The 26794-nt window shown below is 40.5% G+C and carries 31 protein-coding genes; 13 read left to right on the top strand and 18 right to left on the bottom strand.

Annotated elements, in window-relative coordinates:
• Positions 1-83: 83 nt before the first annotated feature.
• The 4 genes from ACTJJQ_RS08685 to ACTJJQ_RS08670 all read left to right on the top strand — a co-directional run bounded on the left by ACTJJQ_RS08685 (position 84) and on the right by ACTJJQ_RS08670 (position 5135).
• The gene (locus tag ACTJJQ_RS08685; protein ID WP_017358950.1) at positions 84-1619 is read left to right on the top strand and encodes an ABC transporter ATP-binding protein; all 1536 of its coding nucleotides are present in this window, start codon (positions 84-86) and stop codon (positions 1617-1619) included.
• Complete coding sequence (locus ACTJJQ_RS08680) at positions 1612-2658, top strand: ABC transporter permease (RefSeq protein WP_440600116.1); 1047 nt, start codon at positions 1612-1614, stop codon at positions 2656-2658. Before ACTJJQ_RS08685 ends, ACTJJQ_RS08680 begins: the two co-directional genes overlap by 8 nt.
• Positions 2659-3618, top strand: a complete 960-nt coding sequence (locus ACTJJQ_RS08675) for an ABC transporter permease (protein WP_008345835.1) — start codon at positions 2659-2661, stop codon at positions 3616-3618.
• A 179-nt stretch (positions 3619-3797) separates the two neighbouring features.
• Positions 3798-5135, top strand: a complete 1338-nt coding sequence (locus ACTJJQ_RS08670) for a 2-hydroxycarboxylate transporter family protein (RefSeq protein WP_017367956.1) — start codon at positions 3798-3800, stop codon at positions 5133-5135.
• A gap of 72 nt (positions 5136-5207) precedes the next feature.
• Here the strand turns inward: ACTJJQ_RS08670 and ACTJJQ_RS08665 are convergent, their stop codons facing one another.
• On the bottom strand, positions 5208-5417 hold the full coding sequence (locus ACTJJQ_RS08665; protein WP_019744044.1) for a hypothetical protein: 210 nt from the start codon (positions 5415-5417) through the stop codon (positions 5208-5210).
• A 219-nt stretch (positions 5418-5636) separates the two neighbouring features.
• Between ACTJJQ_RS08665 and ACTJJQ_RS08660 the strand changes: the two genes are divergently transcribed.
• Genes ACTJJQ_RS08660 through mnhG form a run of 7 tightly spaced genes read left to right on the top strand, consistent with a single transcriptional unit; the run spans position 5637 to position 11413 of the window.
• Positions 5637-8048: a Na+/H+ antiporter subunit A gene (locus tag ACTJJQ_RS08660; protein ID WP_440600115.1), complete on the top strand. Its 2412-nt coding sequence runs from the start codon at positions 5637-5639 to the stop codon at positions 8046-8048.
• A complete protein-coding gene (locus tag ACTJJQ_RS08655; RefSeq protein ID WP_008345843.1) occupies positions 8045-8476 on the top strand; it encodes a Na(+)/H(+) antiporter subunit B in 432 nt (143 codons plus the stop codon). Before ACTJJQ_RS08660 ends, ACTJJQ_RS08655 begins: the two co-directional genes overlap by 4 nt.
• Complete coding sequence (locus ACTJJQ_RS08650; RefSeq protein WP_003213576.1) at positions 8476-8817, top strand: Na(+)/H(+) antiporter subunit C; 342 nt, start codon at positions 8476-8478, stop codon at positions 8815-8817. Before ACTJJQ_RS08655 ends, ACTJJQ_RS08650 begins: the two co-directional genes overlap by 1 nt.
• The gene (locus tag ACTJJQ_RS08645; protein WP_019744043.1) at positions 8810-10288 is read left to right on the top strand and encodes a Na+/H+ antiporter subunit D; all 1479 of its coding nucleotides are present in this window, start codon (positions 8810-8812) and stop codon (positions 10286-10288) included. Before ACTJJQ_RS08650 ends, ACTJJQ_RS08645 begins: the two co-directional genes overlap by 8 nt.
• 6 nt (positions 10289-10294) lie before the next feature.
• On the top strand, positions 10295-10774 hold the full coding sequence (locus ACTJJQ_RS08640) for a Na+/H+ antiporter subunit E (RefSeq protein WP_008345848.1): 480 nt from the start codon (positions 10295-10297) through the stop codon (positions 10772-10774).
• Entirely contained in the window at positions 10774-11055 is a 282-nt protein-coding gene (locus ACTJJQ_RS08635) for a Na(+)/H(+) antiporter subunit F1 (protein ID WP_008345849.1), read from the top strand. The genes ACTJJQ_RS08640 and ACTJJQ_RS08635 overlap by 1 nt, the downstream gene beginning before the upstream one ends.
• Positions 11039-11413 (top strand): monovalent cation/H(+) antiporter subunit G, encoded by a 375-nt coding sequence (gene mnhG, locus ACTJJQ_RS08630; protein ID WP_003213369.1) that lies wholly within the window; start codon positions 11039-11041, stop codon positions 11411-11413. Before ACTJJQ_RS08635 ends, mnhG begins: the two co-directional genes overlap by 17 nt.
• A 90-nt stretch (positions 11414-11503) precedes the next feature.
• On the opposite strand, the gene ACTJJQ_RS08625 is transcribed toward mnhG, so the two are convergent.
• The 6 genes from ACTJJQ_RS08625 to degQ form a co-directional block, all read right to left on the bottom strand.
• Positions 11504-11893 (bottom strand): hotdog fold thioesterase, encoded by a 390-nt coding sequence (locus ACTJJQ_RS08625; RefSeq protein ID WP_017358943.1) that lies wholly within the window; start codon positions 11891-11893, stop codon positions 11504-11506.
• A gap of 23 nt (positions 11894-11916) precedes the next feature.
• Complete coding sequence (locus tag ACTJJQ_RS08620; RefSeq protein ID WP_007500477.1) at positions 11917-12558, bottom strand: response regulator transcription factor; 642 nt, start codon at positions 12556-12558, stop codon at positions 11917-11919.
• Between the two features lie 80 nt (positions 12559-12638).
• Positions 12639-14951 (bottom strand): ATP-binding protein, encoded by a 2313-nt coding sequence (locus tag ACTJJQ_RS08615; RefSeq protein ID WP_144626085.1) that lies wholly within the window; start codon positions 14949-14951, stop codon positions 12639-12641.
• 53 nt (positions 14952-15004) lie between these two features.
• The gene (comX, locus tag ACTJJQ_RS08610; RefSeq protein WP_074041927.1) at positions 15005-15175 is read right to left on the bottom strand and encodes a competence pheromone ComX; all 171 of its coding nucleotides are present in this window, start codon (positions 15173-15175) and stop codon (positions 15005-15007) included.
• Positions 15172-16086 carry a polyprenyl synthetase family protein gene (locus ACTJJQ_RS08605; RefSeq protein ID WP_440600114.1) on the bottom strand — a complete coding sequence of 305 codons (915 nt, stop codon included), beginning with the start codon at positions 16084-16086 and terminating at the stop codon, positions 15172-15174. Before ACTJJQ_RS08605 ends, comX begins: the two co-directional genes overlap by 4 nt.
• A 151-nt stretch (positions 16087-16237) precedes the next feature.
• Complete coding sequence (gene degQ, locus ACTJJQ_RS08600) at positions 16238-16378, bottom strand: degradation enzyme regulation protein DegQ (protein WP_003213123.1); 141 nt, start codon at positions 16376-16378, stop codon at positions 16238-16240.
• A gap of 505 nt (positions 16379-16883) precedes the next feature.
• Between degQ and ACTJJQ_RS08595 the strand changes: the two genes are divergently transcribed.
• The gene (locus ACTJJQ_RS08595) at positions 16884-17237 is read left to right on the top strand and encodes a hypothetical protein (RefSeq protein ID WP_017367963.1); all 354 of its coding nucleotides are present in this window, start codon (positions 16884-16886) and stop codon (positions 17235-17237) included.
• A 36-nt stretch (positions 17238-17273) separates the two neighbouring features.
• On the opposite strand, the gene ACTJJQ_RS08590 is transcribed toward ACTJJQ_RS08595, so the two are convergent.
• The 9 genes from ACTJJQ_RS08590 to ACTJJQ_RS08550 form a co-directional block, all read right to left on the bottom strand.
• Positions 17274-18500, bottom strand: coding sequence for an EAL and HDOD domain-containing protein (locus ACTJJQ_RS08590; RefSeq protein WP_035701209.1), 1227 nt, complete (start codon positions 18498-18500; stop codon positions 17274-17276).
• Between the two features lie 140 nt (positions 18501-18640).
• Complete coding sequence (locus ACTJJQ_RS08585; RefSeq protein ID WP_440600113.1) at positions 18641-20110, bottom strand: nicotinate phosphoribosyltransferase; 1470 nt, start codon at positions 20108-20110, stop codon at positions 18641-18643.
• A 17-nt stretch (positions 20111-20127) separates the two neighbouring features.
• Positions 20128-20679, bottom strand: a complete 552-nt coding sequence (locus tag ACTJJQ_RS08580; RefSeq protein ID WP_008345872.1) for a cysteine hydrolase family protein — start codon at positions 20677-20679, stop codon at positions 20128-20130.
• A gap of 60 nt (positions 20680-20739) precedes the next feature.
• On the bottom strand, positions 20740-21147 hold the full coding sequence (locus tag ACTJJQ_RS08575; RefSeq protein ID WP_440600112.1) for a YueI family protein: 408 nt from the start codon (positions 21145-21147) through the stop codon (positions 20740-20742).
• A gap of 27 nt (positions 21148-21174) precedes the next feature.
• Positions 21175-21423 (bottom strand): YueH family protein, encoded by a 249-nt coding sequence (locus tag ACTJJQ_RS08570; protein ID WP_024719734.1) that lies wholly within the window; start codon positions 21421-21423, stop codon positions 21175-21177.
• A gap of 95 nt (positions 21424-21518) precedes the next feature.
• On the bottom strand, positions 21519-21740 hold the full coding sequence (locus ACTJJQ_RS08565) for a spore germination protein (protein WP_008345878.1): 222 nt from the start codon (positions 21738-21740) through the stop codon (positions 21519-21521).
• Positions 21741-21841: 101 nt separating this feature from the next.
• Positions 21842-22063, bottom strand: a complete 222-nt coding sequence (locus tag ACTJJQ_RS08560; protein ID WP_008345880.1) for a spore germination protein — start codon at positions 22061-22063, stop codon at positions 21842-21844.
• A 68-nt stretch (positions 22064-22131) separates the two neighbouring features.
• The gene (locus tag ACTJJQ_RS08555) at positions 22132-23235 is read right to left on the bottom strand and encodes an AI-2E family transporter (RefSeq protein WP_050826566.1); all 1104 of its coding nucleotides are present in this window, start codon (positions 23233-23235) and stop codon (positions 22132-22134) included.
• A gap of 184 nt (positions 23236-23419) precedes the next feature.
• Positions 23420-23656 carry a YuzF family protein gene (locus ACTJJQ_RS08550; protein WP_003213721.1) on the bottom strand — a complete coding sequence of 79 codons (237 nt, stop codon included), beginning with the start codon at positions 23654-23656 and terminating at the stop codon, positions 23420-23422.
• A 180-nt stretch (positions 23657-23836) separates the two neighbouring features.
• Between ACTJJQ_RS08550 and ACTJJQ_RS08545 the strand changes: the two genes are divergently transcribed.
• On the top strand, positions 23837-25321 hold the full coding sequence (locus ACTJJQ_RS08545; protein ID WP_440600111.1) for an esterase/lipase family protein: 1485 nt from the start codon (positions 23837-23839) through the stop codon (positions 25319-25321).
• Here ACTJJQ_RS08545 and ACTJJQ_RS08540 read toward each other — a convergent pair.
• Positions 25318-25851: an HD domain-containing protein gene (locus ACTJJQ_RS08540; RefSeq protein WP_007500462.1), complete on the bottom strand. Its 534-nt coding sequence runs from the start codon at positions 25849-25851 to the stop codon at positions 25318-25320. The genes ACTJJQ_RS08545 and ACTJJQ_RS08540 overlap by 4 nt on opposite strands.
• Before the next feature lie 144 nt (positions 25852-25995).
• On the bottom strand, positions 25996-26739 hold the full coding sequence (locus ACTJJQ_RS08535) for a (S)-benzoin forming benzil reductase (RefSeq protein WP_440600125.1): 744 nt from the start codon (positions 26737-26739) through the stop codon (positions 25996-25998).
• Positions 26740-26794 lie beyond the last annotated feature (55 nt).

The raw sequence follows: 26794 nt of genomic DNA, 5'->3' as shown, positions 1-26794 counted from the left end.
GAAAAGCTGCAGCCTTGTTTTGCAGCTTTTCTTTTGCTAGTTTTTATCTTCATCAGCACCCTAAAAAAGGAGCGGTTAAACCTGTGGATTATGTCATTGAAATGTTGAATATACGCAAAGAATTCCCTGGCATTGTAGCAAATGATAACATTACGCTACAGCTAAAAAAGGGCGAAATTCATGCGCTGCTTGGTGAAAACGGCGCTGGAAAATCAACGCTTATGAACGTGCTTTTCGGACTGTATCAGCCTGAAAAAGGTGAAATCAAGGTACACGGAAAACCGGTTACAATCTCAAGTCCAAATGATGCAAGTGATTTAGGCATTGGAATGGTCCATCAGCATTTTATGCTAGTTGATACATTTACTGTGGCTGAAAACATCATTTTAGGAAAAGAACCAAAGAAATTTGGAAAGATTGACAAAGAACAAGCCATTCAGCAAGTGCAGGAACTTTCTGACCGTTATGGACTGAAAATAGATCCTGCCGCTAAAGTATCTGACATCTCAGTCGGTATGCAGCAGCGAGCAGAAATCTTAAAAACACTATACCGCGGCGCTGACATCTTGATCTTCGACGAACCAACAGCCGTCTTAACACCTCAAGAAATAAAAGAACTCATACAAATTATGAAAAACTTAATCAATGAAGGCAAATCCATTATTTTAATTACCCACAAGCTAAAAGAAATTATGGATGCCTGTCATCGCGTGACCATTATCCGAAAAGGGCAAGGTATTCGTACACTTGATGTGGAACACACAAACAAAGACGAGCTTGCCAGCTTAATGGTCGGCCGCGAAGTCTCATTTAAAACAGACAAAAAAGCAGCCTCCCCTGCTGAAGAAGTCTTGCAAATTCAAGATCTCACTGTCAAAGATACGCGAGGAATTGAAGCCGTGAAACAACTCAATTTATCAGTGAAAGCTGGTGAGATTGTCGGAATTGCGGGTGTAGACGGAAATGGTCAATCTGAATTAATTGAAGCCATTACAGGTCTGAAAAAATCCGAATCTGGCACGATCATGCTAAACGGGAAAGCCATTCAAAATCTCCCGCCTCGTAAGGTCACAGAATCTGGTATCGGACACATTCCTCAAGACCGTCATAAGCACGGACTTGTCCTTGATTTTTCAATTGGAGAAAATATTTCCTTACAAACGTATTATCAGCGTCCATATTCGAAGTTTGGCTTGATGAATATGAAAAATATTTATCAAAAAGCAAAACAAATCATTGCTGAATACGACGTACGGACACCTAGTGAATATACAGAAGCACGTGCGCTATCAGGGGGTAACCAGCAAAAAGCCATTATTGGCCGTGAAGTGGACCGAAATCCTGATTTATTAATTGCCGCACAGCCGACACGCGGACTTGACGTCGGAGCCATTGAGTTTGTTCATAAGCGTCTGATTGAACAAAGGGATGCAGGCAAAGCCGTTCTGCTCATCTCCTTTGAGCTTGATGAAATTATCAATGTCAGTGATAAGATTGCCGTTATTTTCGAAGGCAGCATTATTGCCATTGTTGATCCAAAAGAAACAACAGAGCAAGAACTTGGTCTGTTAATGGCTGGAAGTACGCAACAGGAAGTGGGGAAAGAAGCAAATGTCTAATCGCTTAACAAATCTGCTGATTCCGCTTATAGCCATTTTACTTGGTCTTTTCGTTGGGGCCATCATTATGCTGGCAAGCGGTTATAGTGTCATCGAAGGTTATAGCGCCCTTTGGAATGGCGTATTCGGTGAAACGTATTATATGGGAGAAACCATCCGACAAGTCACGCCTTATATTTTATCAGGACTTGCTGTTGCCTTTGCATTTCGGACAGGCCTCTTTAATATCGGGGTAGAAGGTCAACTTCTCATTGGCTGGATTGCATCTGTATGGATAGGAACAACCGTCCATGCACCTGCGTATATCCACCTGCCTCTTGCACTGATCACTGCAGCTGCTGCTGGTGCATTATGGGGCTTTATTCCTGGGTTTTTAAAAGCACGTTTTTATGTTCATGAAGTGATTGTCACTATTATGATGAACTACATTGCACTTCATGTGACTAATTTTATTATTACAAATGTTCTTACAGATCATAAAGATAAAACAGATAATATTAATTCGACTGCCTCATTACACTCTGATTTTTTTGAAAAAATCACTGATTTTTCAAGCATGCATAACGGAATCATTGTAGCTGTCCTATCTGCCGTTATTATGTGGATCATTATCCAAAAAACCTCTAAAGGGTTTGAATTGCGTGCTGTTGGTATGAATCAGCACGCATCCCAATATGCTGGAATGAATGTGAGAAAAAACATTATATATTCCATGCTCATTTCTGGTGCCTTTGCAGGTCTTGCAGGTGCGATGGAAGGGCTCGGAACCTTTGAATATGCATCAATAAAAGATGCCTTCACTGGCGTTGGTTTTGACGGAATCGCTGTTGCCTTATTAGGCGGAAATACAGCTATTGGTGTCGTCTTAGCTGCATTATTGCTTGGTGGATTAAAAGTCGGTGCTTTAAACATGCCGCTTGAATCTGGCGTACCGACTGAGGTCGTTGATATTGTGATTGCGATCATTATTCTTTTCGTTGCCTCAAGCTATATCATCCGTCTTGTCATTCAACAATTGAAGAAAAAGGGGGGAAAATAAGTGGGATTTCTGCAAATTCTTGAAATCATCGTCCCGGCTACACTCGTTTATGCTGCACCACTTATTTTAACCGCTCTTGGAGGCGTCTTTTCAGAAAGATCAGGTGTCGTCAATATCGGTCTTGAAGGTTTGATGGTCGTCGGAGCATTTTCTAGTATTATCTTTAACTTAATGTTTGCTGATACGTTTGGTGCCTTGACCCCGTGGCTCGGTCTACTTGTTGGTATGGCCATTGGCGGCGTGTTCTCACTCATTCACGCTGTTGCCACTATTACGTTCAGAGCAGATCAAACGGTCAGTGGTGTTGCGATTAACATGCTTGCCCTTGGTGCTACGCTGTTTGTTGTCAAACTGATTTATGGAAAAGCACAAACGGATAAAATTACAGAACCTTTCTATAAAGGAGATATTCCCCTTTTAAGTGACATTCCAATCATTGGTGATATTTTCTTTAAAGATGTGTATTATACGTCCATTCTCGCATTAGTTCTTGCGGTTGTCGCTTGGTTTGTTTTATTTAAAATGCCGTTTGGCTTACGACTTCGTGCAGTCGGAGAGCATCCAATGGCAGCTGATACAATGGGAATCAAGGTATATCGGATGCGCTATATCGGCGTCTTCATTAGTGGTCTATTTGGCGGTCTTGGTGGAGCCGTGTATGCATCGACCATCGCTCTTGACTTCTCACACGCCACCATTACAGGACAAGGCTTCATTGCGTTAGCCGCCCTTGTTTTCGGGAAATGGCACCCATTTGGCGCTATGGGCGCTGCTTTATTCTTTGGATTTGCACAAAGCTTAAGCATCATTGGCTCTCTGCTTCCGCTGTTTCAAGATATCCCGAACGTGTACATGCTCATTGCACCATATGTGCTGACGATCCTAGCTCTTACTGGCTTCATTGGACGAGCAGACGCACCAAAAGCACTTGGTACCCCTTATTTAAAAGGAAAACGATAAATAAATACCATGTATGTTCAATCCCCTGAAGGACAAACTATCTTCAGGGGATTTTTGTATGATAAAAACGACAAAACCCCCGTTTATTTTACTTTTATTACACTTAATTTAGTTTAATAAATAGATGAGTGTCACAGAATCTTCTACAATTGAGACAAATAGCATTTGGGGGTGTTTATGTGGCTAATACACAACAATTGAAATCGATTACAAACGATTCTGACAATAATAAAAGCGTTTTCCGAAAAATTCTTTCTTGGAAAATTGGTGTTATTGATCTACCTGTGTATATAGTACTTGCAGCGATTATTTTAACTGCCGCTTATTTCAATAAAATTCCAGCAAATATGCTTGGTGGTTTCGCTGTTATTATGATTTTGGGGATTTTCCTAGGAGATGTAGGACAACGTATTCCAATCTTAAAAGATATTGGTGGACCGGCGATTCTTTCTTTATTCGTACCATCGTTCCTGGTCTTTTTTCATGTTCTGAATCCAAACTCGTTGGAAGCGGTTACGTCTCTGATGAAAACGTCGAACTTCCTATACTTCTATATATCTGCTCTTGTAGTAGGTAGTATTCTTGGGATGCAACGAACTGTTTTAGTACAAGGCCTTATTCGTATGTTTGTTCCTCTTGTTGCAGGTACAATTACAGCTGTAGCTGCTGGAATTCTAGTGGGTCTTCTAGTTGGTTACACACCGCATCATTCGTTCTTCTTTATCATTGTACCGATTATTGCCGGTGGTGTCGGTGAAGGAATATTGCCATTATCAATTGCTTATTCACAAATTCTTGGTGTATCAGCAGAGTCATTAATTTCTCAATTAATTCCGGCTGCTGTCATTGGGAACGTCATTGCCATCATTTGTGCTGGCGCAATGAAAAAGCTTGGTGAAAAACGTCCTGAACTAAACGGGAATGGACGACTTGTTAAATCAAAAGAAGCAAATGAAATCTTTGAACAGCCTGACATGGATACTAAAGTTGACTTCAGCTTAATGGGTGCAGGTGTACTTGTTGCTTGTACAACCTTTATCTTTGGCGGCTTATTAGAAAGTTTTGTTCATATTCCAGGACCAATCTTAATGATTGTTCTTGCTGCATTAATCAAATACTTAAACGTGATGCCTCAGCATTTGCAAAACGGCTCACAGCAGTTCTACAAGTTTGTATCGAAAAGCTTTACATGGCCTCTAATGGTTGGTTTAGGAATTCTATACATTCCACTTGATGATGTGGCCACTGTTATTTCGATTCCTTTCGTATGTGTATGTATTGCTGTTGTTCTAGGCATGGTTGGTTCTGGTTACTTTGTTGGTAAATTCATGAACATGTATCCAGTTGAATCTGCCATTGTGACTGGCTGTCACAGTGGATTAGGCGGTACTGGTGACGTTGCGATTCTTTCAGCTTCTGGAAGAATGGGCCTTATGCCTTTCGCTCAAGTCTCTACACGTCTTGGCGGAGCAGCAACTGTTATTTGCGCAACAATCTTACTCAGAATGTTTACTTAAAAAAGAAACAAAAAGCATGTCCTTTTCATAAGGGACATGCTTTTTTTTATATTTCTTTTCTCCCATACATCCTCATTCATCAGCTAATACAATTCGTATATACTCCCGAGGCTGAAAAGGATACTGTTTCGCCTGCGGATAGGTCATATGGAGGAGTTGTTCAGAAAATAGCGGCCATTCACTCCCGGCTTGCCACCTTTTTTGATCATTTCGTTCAATCAAGAATGCTCCTCCTAAAATCGTGCAGAATATGCTTAAGCTGATGGCGATCTTTCGTTTCATTTGATCAGCTCCTTTAAGAAAAGCATGTACGAAATACAAAACAATATACAACGAGTTTCATTTTTGATAAAATATTTTTTGTGGTCAAAAGAACTCAAAACAAATTCAATTTGTCGTAAATCAGTTCAAACCAATGCACTATGTCTGTATTTACGCTATAATTTTAATTACCAGTTCTTTAGAACGTGAATTTATATTGATCAAAGGAGGTTCATTTTCTTGCAGCTTATTCACTTCGCCATCCTATCACCTTTTTTACTTGCCTTTGTCGTCCCTTTTCTTTTTAAATACGTAAGGCGTATACATACAGGATGGTTTGTTCTCATCTTGCCTATTCTTTTATTTACCTATTTCATCCAAATGCTCCAGATCACCTCGAATGGACGAACGTTGTTCTCACAAGCTGAATGGATTCCCTCTCTAGGGATGAATTTCACTGTGTATGTAGATGGTCTCAGCCTGTTATTTGCTTTACTCATCACAGGTATTGGTGCACTTGTGGTACTGTACAGTATTTTCTACTTATCAAAGGAAAAAGAACAGCTTGGCTCTTTCTATACGTATTTATTAATGTTTATGACCGCTATGCTCGGTGTTGTCCTCTCTGATAACATGGTCGTACTTTATTTGTTCTGGGAGCTAACAAGTATCTCTTCCTTCCTCTTAATTGGGTATTGGTATAAGCGTGAGCGTTCTCGTTACGGAGCAACCAAATCACTGCTTATTACTGTGTTTGGCGGATTATCTATGCTTGGCGGCTTCATCCTCATTTACCTGATCACTGATTCATTCAGTATTCGCGAAGCAGTCAATCAGCTTCAGCTCATTATGGCATCACCTTATTTCATCCCTGCGATGGTTCTCATTTTACTAGGGGCCTTCACGAAATCAGCGCAGTTCCCATTTTATATTTGGCTGCCTGATGCTATGGAAGCACCAACCCCTGTAAGCAGTTATCTGCATTCTGCTACTATGGTCAAAGCCGGTATTTATCTGGTTGCCCGCTTTAGTCCGATTTTTGCTATATCAGAGGTGTGGTTTTGGACCATTTCGATTGTCGGACTTATCACACTATTCTGGGGATCTTTCCACGCCGTTCGGCAAAATGATTTGAAAGCCATTCTGGCCTTCTCGACAGTGAGTCAACTCGGTATGATTATGCTCATGCTAGGAGTAGGCGCAGCTGCCATTCATGAAAACAACCCTGCCTTTTTTGGCGCAGCCGTTCTTGCTGCTATTTTTCATCTCATTAACCACGCGACTTTTAAAGGAAGTCTCTTTATGGCAGCAGGGATTATCGATCACGAAACAGGTACACGTGATATTCGCAAATTAGGTGGATTAATGACCATCATGCCAATTACCTTTACAATTACGTTAATTGGTACATTCTCGATGGCTGGACTCCCGCCTTTTAATGGATTTTTAAGTAAAGAGCTATTTTTCACAAGTATGATTCGGATTTCTGACATCAGCTTTACGGATGTTTCAACATGGGGGGCTGTCTTCCCTGCTATCGCTTGGCTCGCTAGTGTGTTTACGTTCATCTACAGTATGATGATCGTCTTCAAAACATTTAGAGGCCGTCTGAATGTCGATCAATTGGAGAAAAAACCGCATGAAGCACCGATTGGTATGCTGATCCCGCCAATTATTTTAGCTGCACTTGTGGTCACGTTTTTCTTTTTCCCTAATATTCTTGCCTATTCTGTCATTGAACCTGCCATTCAAGCGATCATTCCAGAAGCCATTCAAACAGGAAGCCGCTTTGCCGTAAAAATTGAAGCGTGGCATGGATTCCAGCCAGAGCTTTACATGACAATTGGTGTAGTTGCGCTCGGTACCATTGGCTATTTAACGCTGTCAAAATGGCGCCCAATGTACAACATATTTAAGGAAAAATGGTCATTTAACGCTTTGTATGATCGTTCACTTATAGGTGTAGAAAAAGGGTCATACCGCCTAACAAACAGCTATATGACAGGATTCCTTCGTGACTATCTTGTCTATGTATTTGGGTTTATGATTATCGTGCTTGGCAGCGTGATGTTCTACAAGCAAGCCTTCTCATTTCAAACTGAGCACGCTGCATCAATCGGCACGTACGAAGTCATCCTTTCACTTGTGATGGTCGCAGCGACAGTCACGACTGTATTTGCTCGTTCACGCTTAACAGCTATTATTGCGCTAGGTGTTATGGGCTACACGCTGTCACTATTCTTCGTGATTTTCAGAGCACCTGACCTTGCGCTGACACAGCTTATTATTGAAACCATTTCTGTCGCGCTGTTTTTACTTTGCTTCTATCATTTGCCAAAGCTGAGTCTGAAGCAAAAAACACGAAGATTTAAATTAACAAATTTGATCATCTCATTAGGTGTTGGAGTCGTTGTCACCTGTCTTGCTTTCGCTTCAACAAGCCAGCAGTCTCTTGACACGATTTCAACGTACTTCATTGAAAACAGCTACAAACTGGCTGGCGGAGACAATATTGTCAATGTCATTCTTGTCGATTTCAGGGGCTTTGATACACTCTTTGAGATTACAGTGCTGGCCATTGCGGCACTCGGTATTTATGGATTATTGAAGGTAAAAGCACAAGGAAAACGGAAGAGAGGCGTACGGCGATGAGAAAGATTGATACGAATGATATGCTCTTACAAGTCACTACTAAAATTACAGCATTCATCATCTTGCTTTTCTCACTTCACCTATTTCTTGCAGGACATAATAATCCTGGCGGAGGATTCATTGGCGGCTTGATGAGTGCTGGTGCTGTCGTCCTTCTGCTTTTAGCCTATGACCTTAAAACAGTGAGACGCATTTTACCATTTGACTTTATTTATGTGGCTGGTGTCGGTTTGCTCGTTGCCATCCTAACAGGCATGGGATCTTTTCTGTTCGGAGCACCTTTCCTATCCCATGCATTTGATTATTTCCAACTGCCGTTTCTAGGGAAAACAGAACTGGCGACAGCAGTCCTGTTTGATATCGGTGTGTATTTAGTTGTTGTTGGTGTCACCATGACCATTATTCAAACGATTGGAGAGAAGGAATAATGGAATTTCTAATGTCTATTATCGTCGGAATCATTTTTATGGCAGCGACCTATTTAATGCTTTCAAAAAGCCTTCTGCGGGTCATCGTCGGTACTGCCGTTTTAAGTCACGGCGTCCATTTGCTTCTATTAACAATGGGCGGTTTAAAAAAGGGAGCACCTCCTATTTTGAAAGAGGGGCTCACATCCTATGTAGATCCATTGCCACAAGCATTAATTTTAACAGCCATTGTCATTGCTTTTGGTGTAACATCCTTTTTGCTCGTGATGGCCTTCCGTGCCTTCCAAGAGCTGAGAACAGATGACATGGATCAAATGAGAGGAAATGATCAGCATGAATAATCTCGTGATCCTGCCTATATTAATACCATTACTAGCTGCTACATTATTGATTTTTATGAATAAAAACACCATGCTGTCGAGAGGCTTTAGTGTATTTGCATCTCTTTTAGCCATTATCTGTAATGTCTATTTGGTCCAAACGATTTTCACAAACGGCATACAAACCCTTTATTTGGGTGGCTGGAAAGCACCGTTTGGCATTGCCCTTGTGGCCGATCAGTTTGCTGCACTTCTTGTGCTGACCGCTTCCATTGTTGGACTTGTCACAGTTCTTTTTTCCTTTCAAACGATTGGGAAAGAAAGAGAGCGGCTGTTCTATTATTCTGGTGTCCAATTCTTGTTGGCTGGCGTCAGTGGTGCCTTTTTAACAGGAGATATTTTCAACCTGTTTGTCTTCTTTGAATTGTTGCTGATGGCATCTTATATGCTCATTGTTCTGGGTGGTTCAAAGCCTCAACTTCGTGAATCACTGAAATACATTGTGTTTAATATTATCTCATCGGCATTATTTATTGTTGGCGTAGCGTGTTTATATGCAGTCACAGGCACACTGAACATGGCTGATTTAAGTGTGAAAATAGCTGAATCTGGGCAAACAGGGTTAATCACCGTGATTGCCATTCTGTTCCTGATTGTATTTGGCTTAAAAGCTGGGGTCTTCCCGCTTTATTTCTGGCTGCCAGGGTCTTATCATGCACCGCCGGCAGCGATTTCAGCTTTGTTTGGTGCACTGCTGACAAAGGTCGGGCTATATGCGATTGCCAGAGTCTTTACGCTCATCTTTATACATGATACAGGTTTTACACATACAATTATGGCCTGGCTAGCCGCTCTAACGGTTATATTCGGTGTCATTGGCTCTATCGCCTATTCTGATGTGCAAAAAATTGTGATTTATAACATTGTCACAGCTGTTGGTGTCATTTTGTTTGGGATTGCGGCCAATACACCGGCATCACTTCAAGGCGCCATTTATTATCTCATTCACGATATGGTGATCAAAGGAGCTCTATTTATGCTCGCAGGGGCACTGTTTGTGTATGCTGGAACCAATCATCTGAAAAAAATGGGTGGGCTGATTCAATCCCAGCCTCTACTCGGCTGGATGTTCTTCATATCGGCTTTATCACTTGCGGGTATTCCTCCGCTAAGTGGATTTGTTGGCAAGCTGAAAATTGTTGAAGGTGGGTTTTCTGCTGGGTACATGACGTTCTCTATCCTTGTTTTACTGTCCAGTCTTCTTGTCCTTTATTCTGTTATGAGGATTTTCATGCTCGCGTTTTGGGGAGAGGAACAGGATATGCGAAGAAGAAAGCCATCCATTAGAGGAATGGTGTATCCTGGGGTACTGCTTGTTATCTTATCGCTTGCGATTGGATTAGGCACAGAATTCATTGCACCTTATATCAATCAAGCTGCGGAAATGCTTTCAACACCAGAAAAATATATTCAAGCTGTGCTGAAGGAGTAGATGAACATGGCCTTTCAAATATTATTAAACGCTCTCCTCGCCTTTACATGGATGTTTATGAATGATACATACAGAGCTGCAGACTTTGTATCAGGCTTTGCACTAGGGATGATCGCCATTTTTATGCTACGGCGATTCTTCCCTCAACGTTTTTACGGCTATGCCCTTTATGCGATTTTCAAGCTCGTCATCATTTTTATCAGAGAGCTGCTTCTTGCTAATTTGAGTGTACTCAAGACGGTGTTATCTCCAAAGCTGAAAATCAAGCCTGGTATTTTCGCCTTTCGTACAGATTTAAAAACAGATTGGGAAATCACCATACTGGCCAATATGATTACATTAACACCTGGTACACTGGTCATCGATATTTCCGATGATCGTTCGATTTTATACATTCATGCGATGGATATTGAAGATGCTGAAAAAGCCATCCACGATATTCGGGTATCATTTGAAAAAGCGATTCAGGAGGTGAGCGGTAAGTAATGGAACTGATCTTGCAAATGTCACTTGGAATTCTTGCGCTGTCTACTTTGCTTTTTGTCATACGGGTCATCAAAGGACCTTCTATCCCAGATCGCGTTAGTGCGCTTGATGCGATAGGAATCAATTTAATTGGGATGACAGCCATCGTGTCTATCTTACTGAAAACCACTACGTTCTTTGAAATTATTTTACTGCTCGGTATTCTTGCCTTTATCGGCACTGTCGCTTTTTCCAAATTCCTTGAGAAAGGGGAAGTGATTGAAAATGATCGTCATCGCTAAAGCGATCGTGATTTTCTTTATTCTGCTTGGCGCCATCCTCTGTTTGATTTCAGCCATTGGTGTCCTTCGCCTGCCGGATGTTTACACACGTATGCATGCTGCATCAAAAGCATCGACACTTGGTGTTGTTCTCATTTTAGTTGGTGTGTTCTTTCATGAATGGTTTCTTGCAGGGATCATCTCTGCGAAAATCCTGCTTGGGATTGTCTTTATCTTTCTGACCGCACCAGTCGGCGCTCATTTGATCGGAAGAGCCGCTTACAACACTGGTGTGAAAATGGACAAACGAAGTGTCCAAGATGATTATGGCGGTTTCCGTAACTTTGTCATTAAACGAAAAGAAGACTCTTATTTATAAATGAAGAATATGACATTCAGGTCTTGTTCACTTTACCTGCATGTTCATAAAAGGGTATTAAAAAAAGCTTCCGCTGCACCGGGAGCTTTTTTATATGCGATCAATGACAGCAAGTGTACATCTTGACGTACAGATATGACGGTCTCGATCATCTTTTATATCGATTTGGAATACCATTGTACGCCGTCCTACATGTACAGGAACAGCTGTAGCTGTCACCACTCCATCACGTACAGATTTTAAATGATTGGCATTGATTTCAATACCTGAACAAACCTGCTTCGTTAAATCCAAATGAGCAGCAGCACCCATGCTTGCCACTGTTTCTGCTAGAGCAGCTGATGCTCCTCCATGCAGTAATCCAAATGGCTGTTTTGTTCGGTGATCGACTGGCATTGTCGCCACGCATCGTGACGTATTGCATTCCACAATCTCAATCCCCAGTGCCTCAAGCAGTGTATTTGAACCACTCACATCCATCAAGGCCCTCTCCCTTCACACGTTTACAGCACACTTTCCGATTTTGCAATTAACACCGCTTCCGTTCGAGATCCAACATTCAGCTTATTAAAGATGGAGGTCAAACTGTATTCAATCGAGCGTTTGCTCAAATGAAGCACATCGGCGATCTCTTGGTTTGTGTACCCTTTTTCCACTTCTCTTAAGATTAAACATTCACGCTCTGTTAACAGCTCATGATCCGTCTGCTGCGCCTGTTCTGGCTTCTCTTGCTGCTGTGAAATTAATTTCTTTAAATAGGATAGCTGAATGACAACTTCTCCTTGCAATGTGCGGTGTATGTATTCAATGATTTTGTCTTTTGTCTCTGTTTTACTTATTGCACCATGCAATCCAGCTCGAATGGCCTCTTCGAAATAATCATCTACTTCATATCCTGTATAAATGATAATTTTCACTTGTTGATTCGTTTCTAGAATTTGTTTGGCAATGTCCATTCCATTGATATCCCCGAGATTTAAATCCATCAAGATCACATCATAGATGGAAAAGTCATGCGTCTTTAAAAAGGCGCCTTCTGCATCAGGACTTAAACAATCGACTGATAGCTGCTGATCTGATTCTAATATGCTTTTTGTCCCTTCCATGACAGCCGGATGATCATCAATGACCAATATCTTCTTCATGTCTTCCTCCCTTTAAATCACTCACTTCCATTTTATATAAAAGACTTGGCAGATGCCAAGTCTTATTCCTTAAGAAATCGTTACAATTCCATTTCAATTTTCACCTTGAGCCCTTTTTCAGGTGCTGTGTGAATTTGAAGCTTTCCATTTAGAGCTTTGACTCGTTCCCTTATGCCAGAAAGACCCATGCTCATCGTGTGCTGATCAAGCTGGCTTGCATCAAATCCGACTCCATCGTCCTCATAATGGAGAACAACTTGATCTTTAATACAAATGAGCATCACTAAGACTTGGCTGGCCTTAGAATGCTTCAACGCATTGGATAACAGTTCCTGCACTATCCGGTAAATATTCAGCTGTGAGTCAATATCAATGTCCAATTCTTTATCAAATCGGGTTGTATTCAGCCTAATATGAAATGGCGCTTCCTCTTGAATTTGCGAAGTCAGCTTCGAAATTGCCTTCACTAACCCCAAATCATAGAGGAGCTGCGGCCGAAGTTCATGACATGTTTCTCTCGTGGTTTGAATCACCTTAGACATTTGTTCATTCCATGAGATCAATGAATTTTCAATAGATGTTGGGCATTGGTTGTTTTGGAAATTGGTTAAGAACATCTCGGACTGTCTCTTCAGTGAAATCAAATCCTGCAGCACAGAATCATGAAGATCCCTCGCTAAATCTGAGCGCTGCTTCTCTTCCATGGCGAACATGACTTTCTTCAGCCAGGCGGGATTGGCTTCCCGCTGTTTCAAATCCTCAAGATGTTCCATCAGTTCTTCGATCTTGACGACATTTTCTAAACTGACACTTGTGTAAAATGCCAATGTTTTCAGCCATGAGATTTCATCGCGGGTCAATTTCGGCGTCTGTATATTGGATAAGCAGCAAATCATAAACGAGTGACCGCCCCGCTCTCCAATTTTCATCATAAACCCTTTATCAAGCTCGATGATTTTCCCAACTTCACCTAAAATATCTTGAAATTGATCCACGTATTCTTTCCATAACTTACTATCATTTGTTGATTCATCAATTTCAATCATTTCTCCATTAGCCTTCACCTCTAGCACAAAGGCTTTATTCACAACGAGCACTTCTAAAATGGTGTATTTCAAATGATACAGTACTTGATGAAGTGATGATGCCTCACGAATAAGCTGCGTAAATTTAAACACGCTGTCTTGGTAATTATACTTCTCTGAAAAACGTTTCAAACGAAAACGGAAATCTAAAATTTCTTTAAAATAAAAAACAGCCAACATGAGTGTATATGTGATGAATGCAAGCTTCAGTGTGTACTTTAAATCTTCTGGTTTTTGCAGAATATAAAACGTGACAACAACTAAAATGGTCGGTGTAATGGCAATAAATCCATAGTATTTAAGTCTACTAATCAAGAAATCCATATTGTAAAGTTTGTTCGTCATGAATTGATACACGAGTGAAAAAGGAATGAGCAATACAAAAGAAGTTAAGAAAAAGGGATCTACAACATAAATACGAAACAAAACATATGGAATTGCAAATAAAAAAATAAACGGACAAAATGCTATGATATTAATCATGACAAAAAACTTTAAAACAGACCCCTGCTCTGTCTCTTTATATTTCTGCATTCCATTAATAATGACTTTGAATGACATGATAATAGAAGCAAAAAAGAATAAAAGATTTAAACTCGGCATGTATCTGGCTATCGCCGAATCAATTGGAACAAACAGCTCTATTACTAGATTAGTTATAGGAAGACTATATAAAATATAAATTGTTTTTCGAGTCGTTATATGCAGGTCAAACTCTTTGAAATATTGATAAATGAAATGAATATAAAAGATAAATACACTTGATAAACAAAATGTGATGACATAATGGCTAAATCTATCACCAATACCCGAAGTACCTGCACTAAGATATCCGATACAAATCGTTAATAAAAATAAAACTAAAAGAAATGCTGATTTTCGTTGGATCTCTTTGTTAATACGAATGATAAAGAAGATACAAAATAAACATATTGAATACAGGATGAGAGGAATTATATAGACAAATAAACTTTCTTGACCAATCAATGTCTTATTTTTTAGGGTGATCATTTGGTTGCCTCTTTGAATATCAATTCTTTGCACATTCCTAAGCTCACCATTGATCAAATGATCTTTATTGTTAGCAGATTCTCCATTGATTTTAAGTATAATATCTCCTTCTTCTAATCCTGATGTGTAGGCTAAAGAAAGATATTCGACTTTGACAACTTCTGCTTGACCATTCTTGTTCTCCGCAACACGTGCTCCATTAAAAATATCAAATACATAAATATATGAAACATAGATCACAAATAAAAAAGACAGAAAAACCAAAAAAGCAGATAGTTTCGTATAAGTTATCTTCATGTATAAAACATCCTTAACTGGAGAACTTTTAAATCATTTTTAAATGAATAGTATCATTTATAGTACCATATATAATCTGCAGACATTTGCCCTTTTTTTATGCCTTGAATGATTGCTTTCATCGTTTCCTCATCTGTGTGAATTAAACTTGCATTCCCTAAGTCCAATTCATTCACAACACTAGGATTTTTCACTAAATATGCAATAACATTTTGAATGTTCAATCATTGCCCTCCTTTGTCATATATGCATATAATTGTTCCTTTTTCGTTTTAGGCAAATCAAGTTGTGCAATTCCTTGCTTCATTTTTAACAGCATAATCTCTCTCATCGATACCATGTACTGAGTCAAACCAGCTTCAAGTAACTTTTGCTTCAGTTGAAACGGCTTTTGCTCTGACTCATCCAGCCGGTTAGAAAAGAAGGAAAGAAGCTCTAGACTGACATCGTTAAAATGTCTTTGTAAATAACTAAATGCCAGCGTTTGTTTTTTTTGAAAATCTCCGTTTGCTTTTGAAAATAACGCAAAAAAATCGTTACTGATTTGTCCAGCAACACCATAATATATCGAATAAGATTCTACAGTGGCATTCATTTTTCTTGTCGCTAAATAAACACCCAGTACGCTAGAAAGAGCTGTTAAAGATCCAGATTTTTTCCTTAAAACCTCTACACACTCTTCTTCTGTTCCATACAAATGACTCAAATCCTCATGCTGCCCTTCCATAGACATTTTGATGAAGTGGAACAGTTTCTCTATTAGTTGAGAATTATTTTCACAAATTGATGTGATGAATTGGATACTCACCGTATACAAATACGTAGAAGCATTGATGGCCACTCCTTGGTTTACGTTCATCCAAGGATACGAATCATTATCCTGATCTTCAATATCATCTAATATATCGGCAGATAAGATGAGAAGTTCAATCCCTGCTGCCAGTTTTGTAATCGCTTGCTTGTCTTGTCCGCCAAATGCCTCATAATGTTGGTAAGCTAATTGCCCAAAAGGAAATTCATTCTTTATATCTGTAAATTCGAGAAGCAGCTTTTGTAAATCATTTTGCCTGACTGCATGTTGAATAAAATCAGACATTTTCTGCTTGATTTTTGTATTCTCTAGATAGTTTAGCATACTCGATCTTGATCCTCACCCTCTCGCCTCTTATTTTACTAAAAAGAAATAAGCAAATGTCCACTGACATCACTATTTAACAATTATATAATAATATATCCTTTTTTTGTATGTATTTGGATAAAAAAAAGACTTGATGGTTATCAAGTCTTTAAGAAATTTTCACATATTCATATTTGTCGTATTGATCAATGCTTTTGTTAATGTTATGAAGAGAAGCCGTTGTTTCTCTAATTTCGTTTTCAAGTTTCCATAATAGTTGTTTAAGTTCTTCGATTTCATACTTTTCCATCGATTCCACTCTCCTTTTTTGGAAGATCAATGTATTTGTGTATGTTGATTGGGTCATAAGTATTTGATCTGTTACTAACAGTGTAAATGCTATTGAGTATTTTTTCACCGAAAAGTATGCACAAAATGTGTGCGTGATACCGCAAAATTCAATAGGTCTTTTTTCATCATTTTCAGACTTTTCAAATGATACTTTTATCTCAATTTCAAAGGAAATACGTCATTTTTGCGACATGAACAGGCATCATTCGTCACAATTCTCACGATACAGAACGTACGATCCCCTCTGTTTCCTCGGTTTTTCATGTTATAGGTCAGACGACAGGCTCTACTGTAGACACCGCAATTTTTTGGCGACATTCACCGAAATTGACCGCAAAAGTACCTATTTTTATGATGAATATGCAAAGGTAGAAAGATCATTTTGATTCTTTATTCGGATTTTCTTCATACATTTAGAACAGATATCCGTCCAAATTCACTTCAATGAGAGAAGAGGTGACCATGTGTTTTACTATGTTCCTTATCCGCCTTTGCAGGTTCCCGCAATAGGGAACGCATACCCGCGAACACCAATGACTTTTCCTCCAGTAGATGCTCATGCGTTTCAAAAGGCTGCAAAGGAATCAACCCGTCTCGTGGCTGATGCATCCCTCATTACACAGCAGATTTCCGGTTCGCTTTCGTTTGGACAGCGAATCATGGAAGCTGCTGAACGTGCTGACACCGCAAGTGTGATTCGAATGCTGAAGCAGATTGGGGTGAAAAGCAATATCGATATCCGCTTTAGTCCAGAAGGCATCCGTATCTACTTATCCCTCTCTTCCAGCAGGCTTTTTCTACTTTTACAGTGGGGATAACAAAGAAAGAAGCCGCTCTAGTGTGAGCGGCTTTTCTTAAGATTCAAACATTTTATGACACCATTCAATGGCTTCTATATAACAGCCGTAGGCTTCCTGCTTAGGGAGACTTCCACCTAACATCTCATCATCCCATTCATTTCGTTCAATACGTTTGGCAACGTCTAACACAAGGAAATAGTCATTTTCATAGCCAAGCAGTGCCTCACCTACTTCATCCGAAAGAGGCAGTTCTTTCACAAGTTCAGTAATGTCCGCCCTGACAAGCGTATCAATGAGTGAAAACATACCTGTTAGCATATAAGAAGCGGGATGCTCTCGTTCAGTCCGACTAGCAATGAGTTCACACGTTTTGGCACGAATGAACGACATTTTGATGATTTCCTTTTGGCTTGAGTTGGCTTGGACATTCAGTTCTTTAAATGAAAGGATAAAGATCCATCGCCGTATTTCATTAAACCCAAGCAGAATAATCGCCTGACGAATGCTCTTGATTTGATAAAGACGTCTCATGCCGCCAGAATTCAGCATTTTTAATAATTGATATGAAAGGGAAAGATCACTTTCTATAAAGTGCGTCACGGTCTGAATATTCGGCTGCTCCTTGCTCAGCTCATTCAATAGCTGATGGTATGCGTGGAAGCTAGTCGATAAGGCTCGTCCCGAAATGACGTGCGGCTCACTAAAGAAATATCCTTGAAACAAATGGAAGCCAGCTTCTAACGCTTCTTCATATTCTTTTCGCGTTTCTACCTTTTCAGCAAGGAATCGAAGTCGATACTTTTTATATGTATGTAAAATGTCTCTTCGTTCTTCACATGTTGTTTTCAGAAAATCAATTTTTAAAATATCAATGCAATAGAGGAGTTCATCGAGTAACTTGTCATGAAAATGTGTTCCGCTCAGAAAGAAATCATCGAGCGCAATCGTGTATCCCCACTTTTTTAATTGCTTACATCTCATAATAAGTGCCGGGGTAATCGGTACATTTTCTAATATTTCGATCACAAGCTGATGTGGATCAAAATAAGTGAGCAGATCAGACGAAAGCAAGCTTTCGGTGAAATTGATGTAGCATCGTTTTCCTTCTGTCAGTGTTTCGATGCCAATGTTTAAAAAACTATTGATAATGAGGTCCGTTGTCGCTTGATCACCATCTTCAGCGCTATATGTATTGGTTTCACTATCTCTATAAAGCAGCTCGTATGATACGACTTGTTCTTTTCTGTTAAAAATAGGCTGCCTTGCAACAAACACCCTCAACTGCTCCATTCCTCCTTTATGCAATGACAAACAAGATGTGCTTTCAGTATACCAAATGATTGCCCATAAGGTTCATTTTGAATCGTCTAACATGAAAAAAAAGAGACCATCTGGCTTGATGATCTCCTTTCCCTGGGTAATCAGCTTTCATAAAGCTCTTTTTTGATTTTATTTTTCACATCATGGATAAACTGCATCTTATTATCCCAGCATTTTTGACTCAAATCGACTGGGTATTCTTCTGGTTTGCTGATTCGTTTGTATTCCTCCCAGAAGAGTCCGAGACTGTCCTGCACATATGCTTGAATCGTTTGGATATCTGGATTATCATACACCAGCTTCCCTTGGTCAAAAATTGGGACATGAAGGTCCTTTGCCACAAAATTTGTCACAAATTTACTGATAAATGTATGAACTGGATGGAACATTTTCAGCTTATCTTCACTTTGAACATCTTCTTCTTCAAGGGCAATGTAGTCTCCCTCAGAGTGATGATTCAATTGATTGATAATGCGATACACTCGTTTACGGCCTGGTGTTGTCACTTTCTCTGGATTAGAAGAAATTTTGATCGTGTCATTCATCTGACCGTTTTCTTCAATCGATACAAGCTTATATACAGCACCAAGAGCTGGCTGATCGAACGCGGTAATCAGTTTCGTTCCAACACCCCATACATCAATTTTTGCACCTTGTGCTTTTAAGTTCATAATGGTGTGTTCATCAAGATCGCTTGATGCAATGACTTTGGCGTCATGGAATCCAGCTTCATCCAGCATCGTTCTCGCCTTTTTAGACAAGTAGGCAAGGTCTCCGCTATCAAGTCTGACCCCAATAAAGTTGATTTTATCACCGAATTCTTTCGCTACCTTAATCGCATTTGGAATGCCTGATCTGACCGTATCATATGTATCCACTAAAAAGACACAGTCTGTATGTGTTTCGGCATATTTTCTAAATGCAGTATATTCGTCACGATATGCTTGTACAAGGGCATGGGCATGTGTGCCTGATACGGGAATATTGAAGCGTTTCCCTGCACGGACATTACTTGTTGCCTGAAATCCGCCGATCAGTGCTGCTCTTGCTCCCCACATGGCTGCATCCATTTCATGCGCACGTCTTGTTCCGAATTCTAATGCTGTCTCATCTTCAATGATTCCTTTAATACGAGCCGCCTTTGTTGCAATTAGCGTCTGGAAGTTCACGATGTTGAGCAGTGCCGTTTCAATTAGCTGCGCTTCAACAAGTGTTGCCTCGATGCGCATAATAGGTTCATTCGCAAAGACAATTTCTCCTTCTCGCATTGAATGAAGTGTCCCTGTAAAAGACAATCCGCTTAAGTATTCAATGAAATCGCTTTTATAACCGAGTTCATCTTTTAAATATGCAAGGTCGCTCTCGGTGAAGGAGAAGTCCGATAAATATTCAATCGCTTTCTCTAAACCAGCAAATACAGCGAAGCCGTTGTCAAATGGAAGCTTTCTAAAGAAGAGTTCGAAGACTGCCTTCTTCTCATGAATGCCGTCTCTCCAATACGTTTCTGCCATGTTAATTTGATAAAGATCTGTATGTAGTGATAAACTGTCGTCAATAAACCGATGCTCCAACTTCCATTCTCCTTCCCTTACTTAACCACTTTCGCACCAAGCGTATGCTCAAAGTGAGAAAGTGCCCACTCGTGCCCCGCTTCATTAAAACTCGCTACGGCATTCTCATGAATCACAAGTTCAAAGCCTTTATTGTACGCATCAACAGCTGTATGAAGTACACAAATATCGGTACACACTCCGGCTAGGTGAAGTTCAGTGATGCCACGCTCGCGCAGTTTCATTTCTAATTGAGTGCCTGCAAAAGCAGAGTATCTTGTTTTTTCCATATAATAGACATGATTTAAATGTGTTGACGTGTGAAATAGTGAACTTAGTTTTCCGTAAAGTTCAATTCCTTCTGTCCCGCGAATATTATGGGGCGGAAATAACTTTGTCTCTGGATGATATGGATCTTGCTCTTCATGATGATCGACGGCAAAAACAACAAAGTGTCCTTCATCAATAAATGAAGAAGTGATCTCTGTGATCTTCGACTCAATCGCCTGTCCAGGCTTTCCGCACGTCAGTTTTCCATCGTCTGCAACAAAATCAACTGTATAATCAATACAAATCAATGCTTTGCCCATCCGCATCTCTCCCATATGCTCTTTTGAATCATTATAGCTTATTCATTTCACTAGGGAAACCTATTCAACAGATTCACGAGAAAAAGCTTTTTGAAAAAGCTCATCTTCTATATAGATGTGCTCTTGATTGATCGCATGCGGCACCTCTATCACAAGCCCAAAAGGTGAATGTGACTCGTGATGGTTGACCACTTTAAAAGAACAACCAGCGGCATTTGCCATTTTCACATATGGAGAATAAGAAGCATATGACAATTCACCATTTAAAAGAACAGTGGCCTCTTGGTTTGCCTTCAATACTTGCTCTACCTCTTGATACGATTTATGTCTCGATACTTGCCCTTTTGTCAGAGCGAGAAGAGCACGTTCTCTTAATGAGCCGAGAAACATTCTTCGTTCATCTGGTTTTGTTTCAGCATGTCCAAATATCCCTTGCTGCAAATAAAAGTCTACGGATTCTTCTTTCATTGCTGTGTTCACTCCTGGTTTCTGAATTTACATTTCTGTGACCCAGTGCACAATTTTTTGTGCAAGTTCACGGGCTTCGTCTATTTCTACTCTTTTGTTTAAAGATTGTTCTAGTGCTTGCTCAAGCTGCGTTTTTTCGTCTTCATACGCAATAGAAATACTCCATTCTATGTCAGGTACAGCGACAAGCGTTTTATATTCTTTTTTATTTTCATGTAAATATACATTGTAGGTTGTTGGTTGCCCGCTTGTCAGATGCGCTTTTCTTATTTTCATTTGATGTGTTTTACCCCCCTTTTTCTTCTTCCTTCTTCTATCCATTGTACCATAAAAAAAGACAGCTTCTGAAAAGGAGACCCTTTCAAAGCTGGCTATGCGTTAAAGCTCTTTTGCTGGCTGATCAGGTTTGAATCCCAAACAAATGTGACGTTCGGATTGTTGAAAAATTGAACAAAGTCTCCTGCATTATAGGTACCTGAACCACCAGCGGAATGATCCACACTTTTTGGCGAAATGGCAAACACATCGCCGAAATGTGCAGAGCCGTTTCCTATCACACGGTCAATATGAATGGGTCCAACAATTGCTGGCATCTTTCCACCACCTTTACTACCCTCATCATATGCCTAGCGGAACAATACGTGTCTATCCAACATAAAAAAGACAGCTGATATGTCCTATGATCAGCTGTCTTTTATGCATTAAATGATTGAGGCTGGCCAAACAGTGTAAAGTCCCAAAGCATGGTGGCATTCGGATCGCTTGTCAGGGACATATAATCACCTGAATTAAAAGCTCCCGCTCCACCGGTCGAGTGATCTACAGCCAAAGGGGCAATGGCGAGAACGTCACCAAAAGTAGCCGAGCCGTTTCCGCCTAAAGACTCAATATGGATGGGTCCAACAATCGCAGGCATCTTCCTTCTCCTCCCTATTCGCTTATGTGAGTTATGTTATGCAAAAAGGGAAAAGTTGTGCATCTGCCCTAAACGTTTAAATGCTGTTCTTTTCGAGAGCGCTGACGCAGCTGAACCAATCTGACAATATTGAGTGTGATGGCTTTCAGCAGCGCATAGACAGGGACGGCAAAAATCATGCCAAGGATTCCGCCAAAACTTCCTGCCCCAATTAATAGCAAGATAATTGTTAACGGATGTGTGTTGAGACGTTTTCCAATGATCAATGGAGAAATGACGTTTCCATCGACCTGCTGAACAACAAGAATGACAATAACAGTCACAACCGCTTTTCCAGGCGAATCAAGAAAAGCAATGAGCACAGCTGGTGCCGCACCAAGATATGGCCCAAGATATGGAATGACGTTTGTCACCGCAATAATGATGCCGAGAATGAGCGCATATTTCACACCAATTAATAAGTATCCGATAAAACAAGCAACTCCGACAAATAAACAAACAACGATTTGCCCTTGTATGTAAGCAGCAAGCGTATCGTTTAATTCTTTAAAAATCTTCAATCCTTCCTTACGATAAGGCATTGGCAAAAATTGAACGAGCTTGTCCGGAAACTTATGCCCGTCTTTTAGCATGTAAAATAAAATGAATGGAACGGTAATGACAGCGAGGGCAATATTCGCAATCACGCCAAACACCGCCGACATACTGGAAGCAATATTTTCCGGTAAATCTTTTAATGTCGAAACGATCGACTGTTCAAACTTCGAAACAGACACATAATCTTGGTTCATCATCCACGTAAATGTTTTAGAATGCGAGAAATCGTTGATAAATTTCTGCATGTCCGTGACATACCCCGGGAAGCTTTTGACAAGTCCACCCACCTGCGTGACAATGACAGGTCCAGCAGCATTGACAATAAACGTGATAAGCCCGATGAATAGGAGATAAATAATCAGAATGGCGAGCGTCCTAGGTATCTTCTTCGACAAAAATCGAACAATCGGATTAAAGATGAAAAAGAGAATACCTGCCAGTAAAATAGGAACAAACAACGTTGAAGCAAATAAAATGATCGGCTGAAATAAAAACGAAACTTTTGTTGATACGTACACAATTAGTAAAACCAGTAATATTTGGAATGTCCAAAAATGAACTTTAGATTTTAACAAAGATGCTCCTCCTGTTACATATTGACCTTATTAAAAAACTACTATTCAACCCACCTTCTGTCAACTGCTTCTTGTTTTAGAACCATATTTTTTGAAAAAAAAAGAACAATTGGTATATCATGCACTTTTTCCAGATATACATTCTGTAAGCATTGAAAAAAGCAGACACCTGTGCGTCTGCTTGTTACACTCTTTCACTGTGATCAGGCATCACCGACACGATTTGCTGGATCCGCACATAAAACACTGATTTTGCCCCCGCCTCAATCACAATATGATCCGGCATCACTTCCTTCAACTTTCCACGTACTGTATCTTTCACTGTTTGAACAATCAATCTCATACCGACTACTTTCTGCAATGTTTGATAAACATATGGATCAACTAATGAAACAAGCTGTGGACTTCCTTGTTGTGCCATGCTACCTGCCCCTTTACTTGTGTATTTACCCACAGCGTATGCAATGACCCATGTGAGTGTCACTCAGCAAACCCACAACATTATTACCGTATTTTTACATTTCATATTTTTTTACAATTTTTAGAAGTATAATAGATTGGTGCTGCCAACATCTTAAATTATTTGAAGAGGTGAATGATCTTGAAAAAATTAATCTGTATCGTTGCTGTCATGCTCTTACTATCCTCTGCAAGTTATGCGCACGCAGGCACAATTGGAGATGCACCTGGTACACCAGGGAAGTGGTTTAAAGGAGAAGAACCGGTACAAAAAGACCTGTCAAAACCCCCACTTGTTTTTGTTCATGGCATAAACAGTTCTTCCTCCACATGGTCTGATCGAAACGATATGGCAAAACAAGCTGTTCTGAACGGATACGAAAGCGCGTTCATAGATTTATATCCAGATCAGGACATGAAAAAGAATGGGAAACTATTAGCAGAAAAGTTAAAAGAAATCTATGAATTTTTCGGCAGAAAACTGATCATAATCGGTCATAGTAAAGGCGGAGTGGATACGCAGGCTGCACTCGTGTATTACAACGCTCATCCATATGTAGAGAAAGTCATCACACTTGGCTCTCCACATTATGGGACGCAACTTGCGGATTTAGCCTATAGCAAAGGCGGAAGCTGGCTTGCGCAAATCCTTGGACAAAAGAGCGACGCGCTCTATTCTCTGCAAACCGGGATGATGGCAGCTTTTCGAAGTGAAACCGACCGGTTGGAGACGTTTCCTCATAAATATGTGACCTATTCTGGTTCAGAATGGGGAACCTTTGGCGGAGTGCTTTATTTAGGCGGCATGTATTTAAAAAGCTTTGGGGCAAACGATGGCGCTGTGACGGTCAGCAGCACAAAGCTAGCATATGCAAACAATATTTTAACAGGAAAGTGGGATCACTTTTCGATCAAAAACGGCACAAGCATGTTCCCCGTATTTCAGGCACAGCTGCGTGCAAGTACCGCAAGCGCTGAAAGTGAAGACGAACAAGAGCAAGAACCAGTCTCTTCGGAGCTAAATACAAACGTTTATGTGAAAGGTGGAGAAAGTGAAAAGGATAAAACAGAAGCGTTCTATGTAGAGGAAGGAACGAATGGCCTATCGATTCAGTGGTTAAATGAAAGACAGGAAGCCAATCCGGAAATCGTTGCGCCAAATGGAGATGTCTTAACCAATTTGACGACATCCGAAGCATCATTCCCATATGAAGGCGCCTATTCACACCATGTGCAAATCAATAAACCCGTTCCAGGAAAATGGACGATTCGATCAAATTCAGGAAAAAAGGATCCTTATTTGCTACTTGTATCCTTTGATTCACCATTGAATGAAGAAATTAAAATCGTTGCAGCGAAATCAGGAGATGCATCGACACATTCGAGCAAGCTGATTAAACGATTAAGCAAAACTGTAGAGACCACATATTTTAAAGATGCCGAGAAGGATCATCCACTGAAAACGAGCTCTTCATCAGCCGTTCAATTGAAAAAAGAAGGTGCTTATTCCGTCACGGTCCATTACTCAGGCCTCACTGCATCAGGAACATCGGCATTTAACCGTACTGTGATCCGAACATTGTATGTGGATCAGCACGGAACGATTCATGGAGATATTCCATATTAAACAGAGCGTTTCATGGGCTGAAGCGCCTGCTGCACCTTCTCATCCAAATCAGCAATTTTTTTGAGCGCAAGTGATTCATCTATTTGTCTGTAATGATGGTGTCCACCAGGCTCTTCGTCCATTTCATCTGCTTTCTTCACAATTTGCTGGAGTGTGTCCTTATGCAGGTCGCCCTCTGGCAAATATGAATCTGTGTGAAGCAAAATCGCAAGGGCAATCTCTTTGGCTGCTTTTGGTTCCTCGCCGAGCCGTATGAGCAGTTTATGTGCCCGCTCTGCCCCTTTAATGGCATGAATATCATTCCGTCTATATGTCTCGTAATCCCATTCTCCGCCTGCTGTATACCATTCATAGTGGCCGATGTCATGCAAGAGTGCTGCTTTCACAGCAAGATCCGGGTTAATCCCCGCCTGCATCGCCAGTTTGAATGCGTGATAAGCACAAGCAATAGCGTGGGCTTTTCCTGAACGATTTAAATATTTTTGAGCGACTGGATGGGTGTAAACATCCATTAATGTAACCTTTCTCATGGAAACCCCTCCTTATCTATATTTTTAGCATCCTAACATATTCTGAAAAGAAATTCAAATGTTCTGTCATATTTCCGATGAGTCTCAAGTTTAGCTTATGCTCGATAAGCTGTCTTTGCTTGTACAATACGAAAAAAGCAGCCGTTATGACTGCTTTTTTTCATACTCACGGGCATCATATACACAACCACCAGCTGGGTCATCTGCTAGAAGGTCGAGTAAAATACCGGTCACTTCATCTGGGCTCTTTAGCGTACCTGTTTCATGTAATTGCTGAAACCGCTCAATTTGTTCAAAGTCCTGTTTGGAGGATTTCCGAATCTCTCCCTGCATATCCGTATCAATCGTACCGGGTGAAAAGGAAAACGTGATGACAGGATAAGCTTCGTCCTGCTGTTCCTCATGTAAAGTCCTCATAAACATATCAAGCCCTGCTTTTGAACTGCAATAGGCACTCCATCCTTTGTACGGGTTTTTAGCTGCCCCAGAAGAAAGATGCACGATGGTTTTCTTCCCTTCAAGAGATTGTGTCTCCCTCACAAACACATGGCTGAGCAAAACAGGGATGACAAGGTTCAGCGTATAATGCTGATGAAGCGTATCCTCTCCGCCTTGCCCTGCACGTTTGATAGGAGTCACCATTCCTGCATTATTGACAAGCAAGATGTCATCAGCGTCTGCGAGAGTTTGCGAGGACAAGATGCCCTGAAGCCACTTTGCAGCCGATTCCTCATCAGTGAGATCGACCTGTGAATGCGTGAGGTGTGGATGGGATAGTGGCGACTCACTTCTTGCAGCGGTATACACGTTATCCCCGCGTGAAAGTAGCTGTTTGACAAGTGCTAAACCAAATCCTTTTGATCCGCCTGTGACGATTGAAATTCGAATGACAATCTCCTCCCTTGATAACACTATTTTAAATAGTGAATCGGTATCACATCAA

The sequence above is a fragment of the Bacillus sp. 22483 genome, from assembly GCF_052044605.1.
Lineage (GTDB): Bacteria > Bacillota > Bacilli > Bacillales > Bacillaceae > Bacillus > Bacillus altitudinis.
Note: the sequence above shows the minus strand (reverse complement) of the source record. Positions and strands in the feature narration are given on the sequence as shown.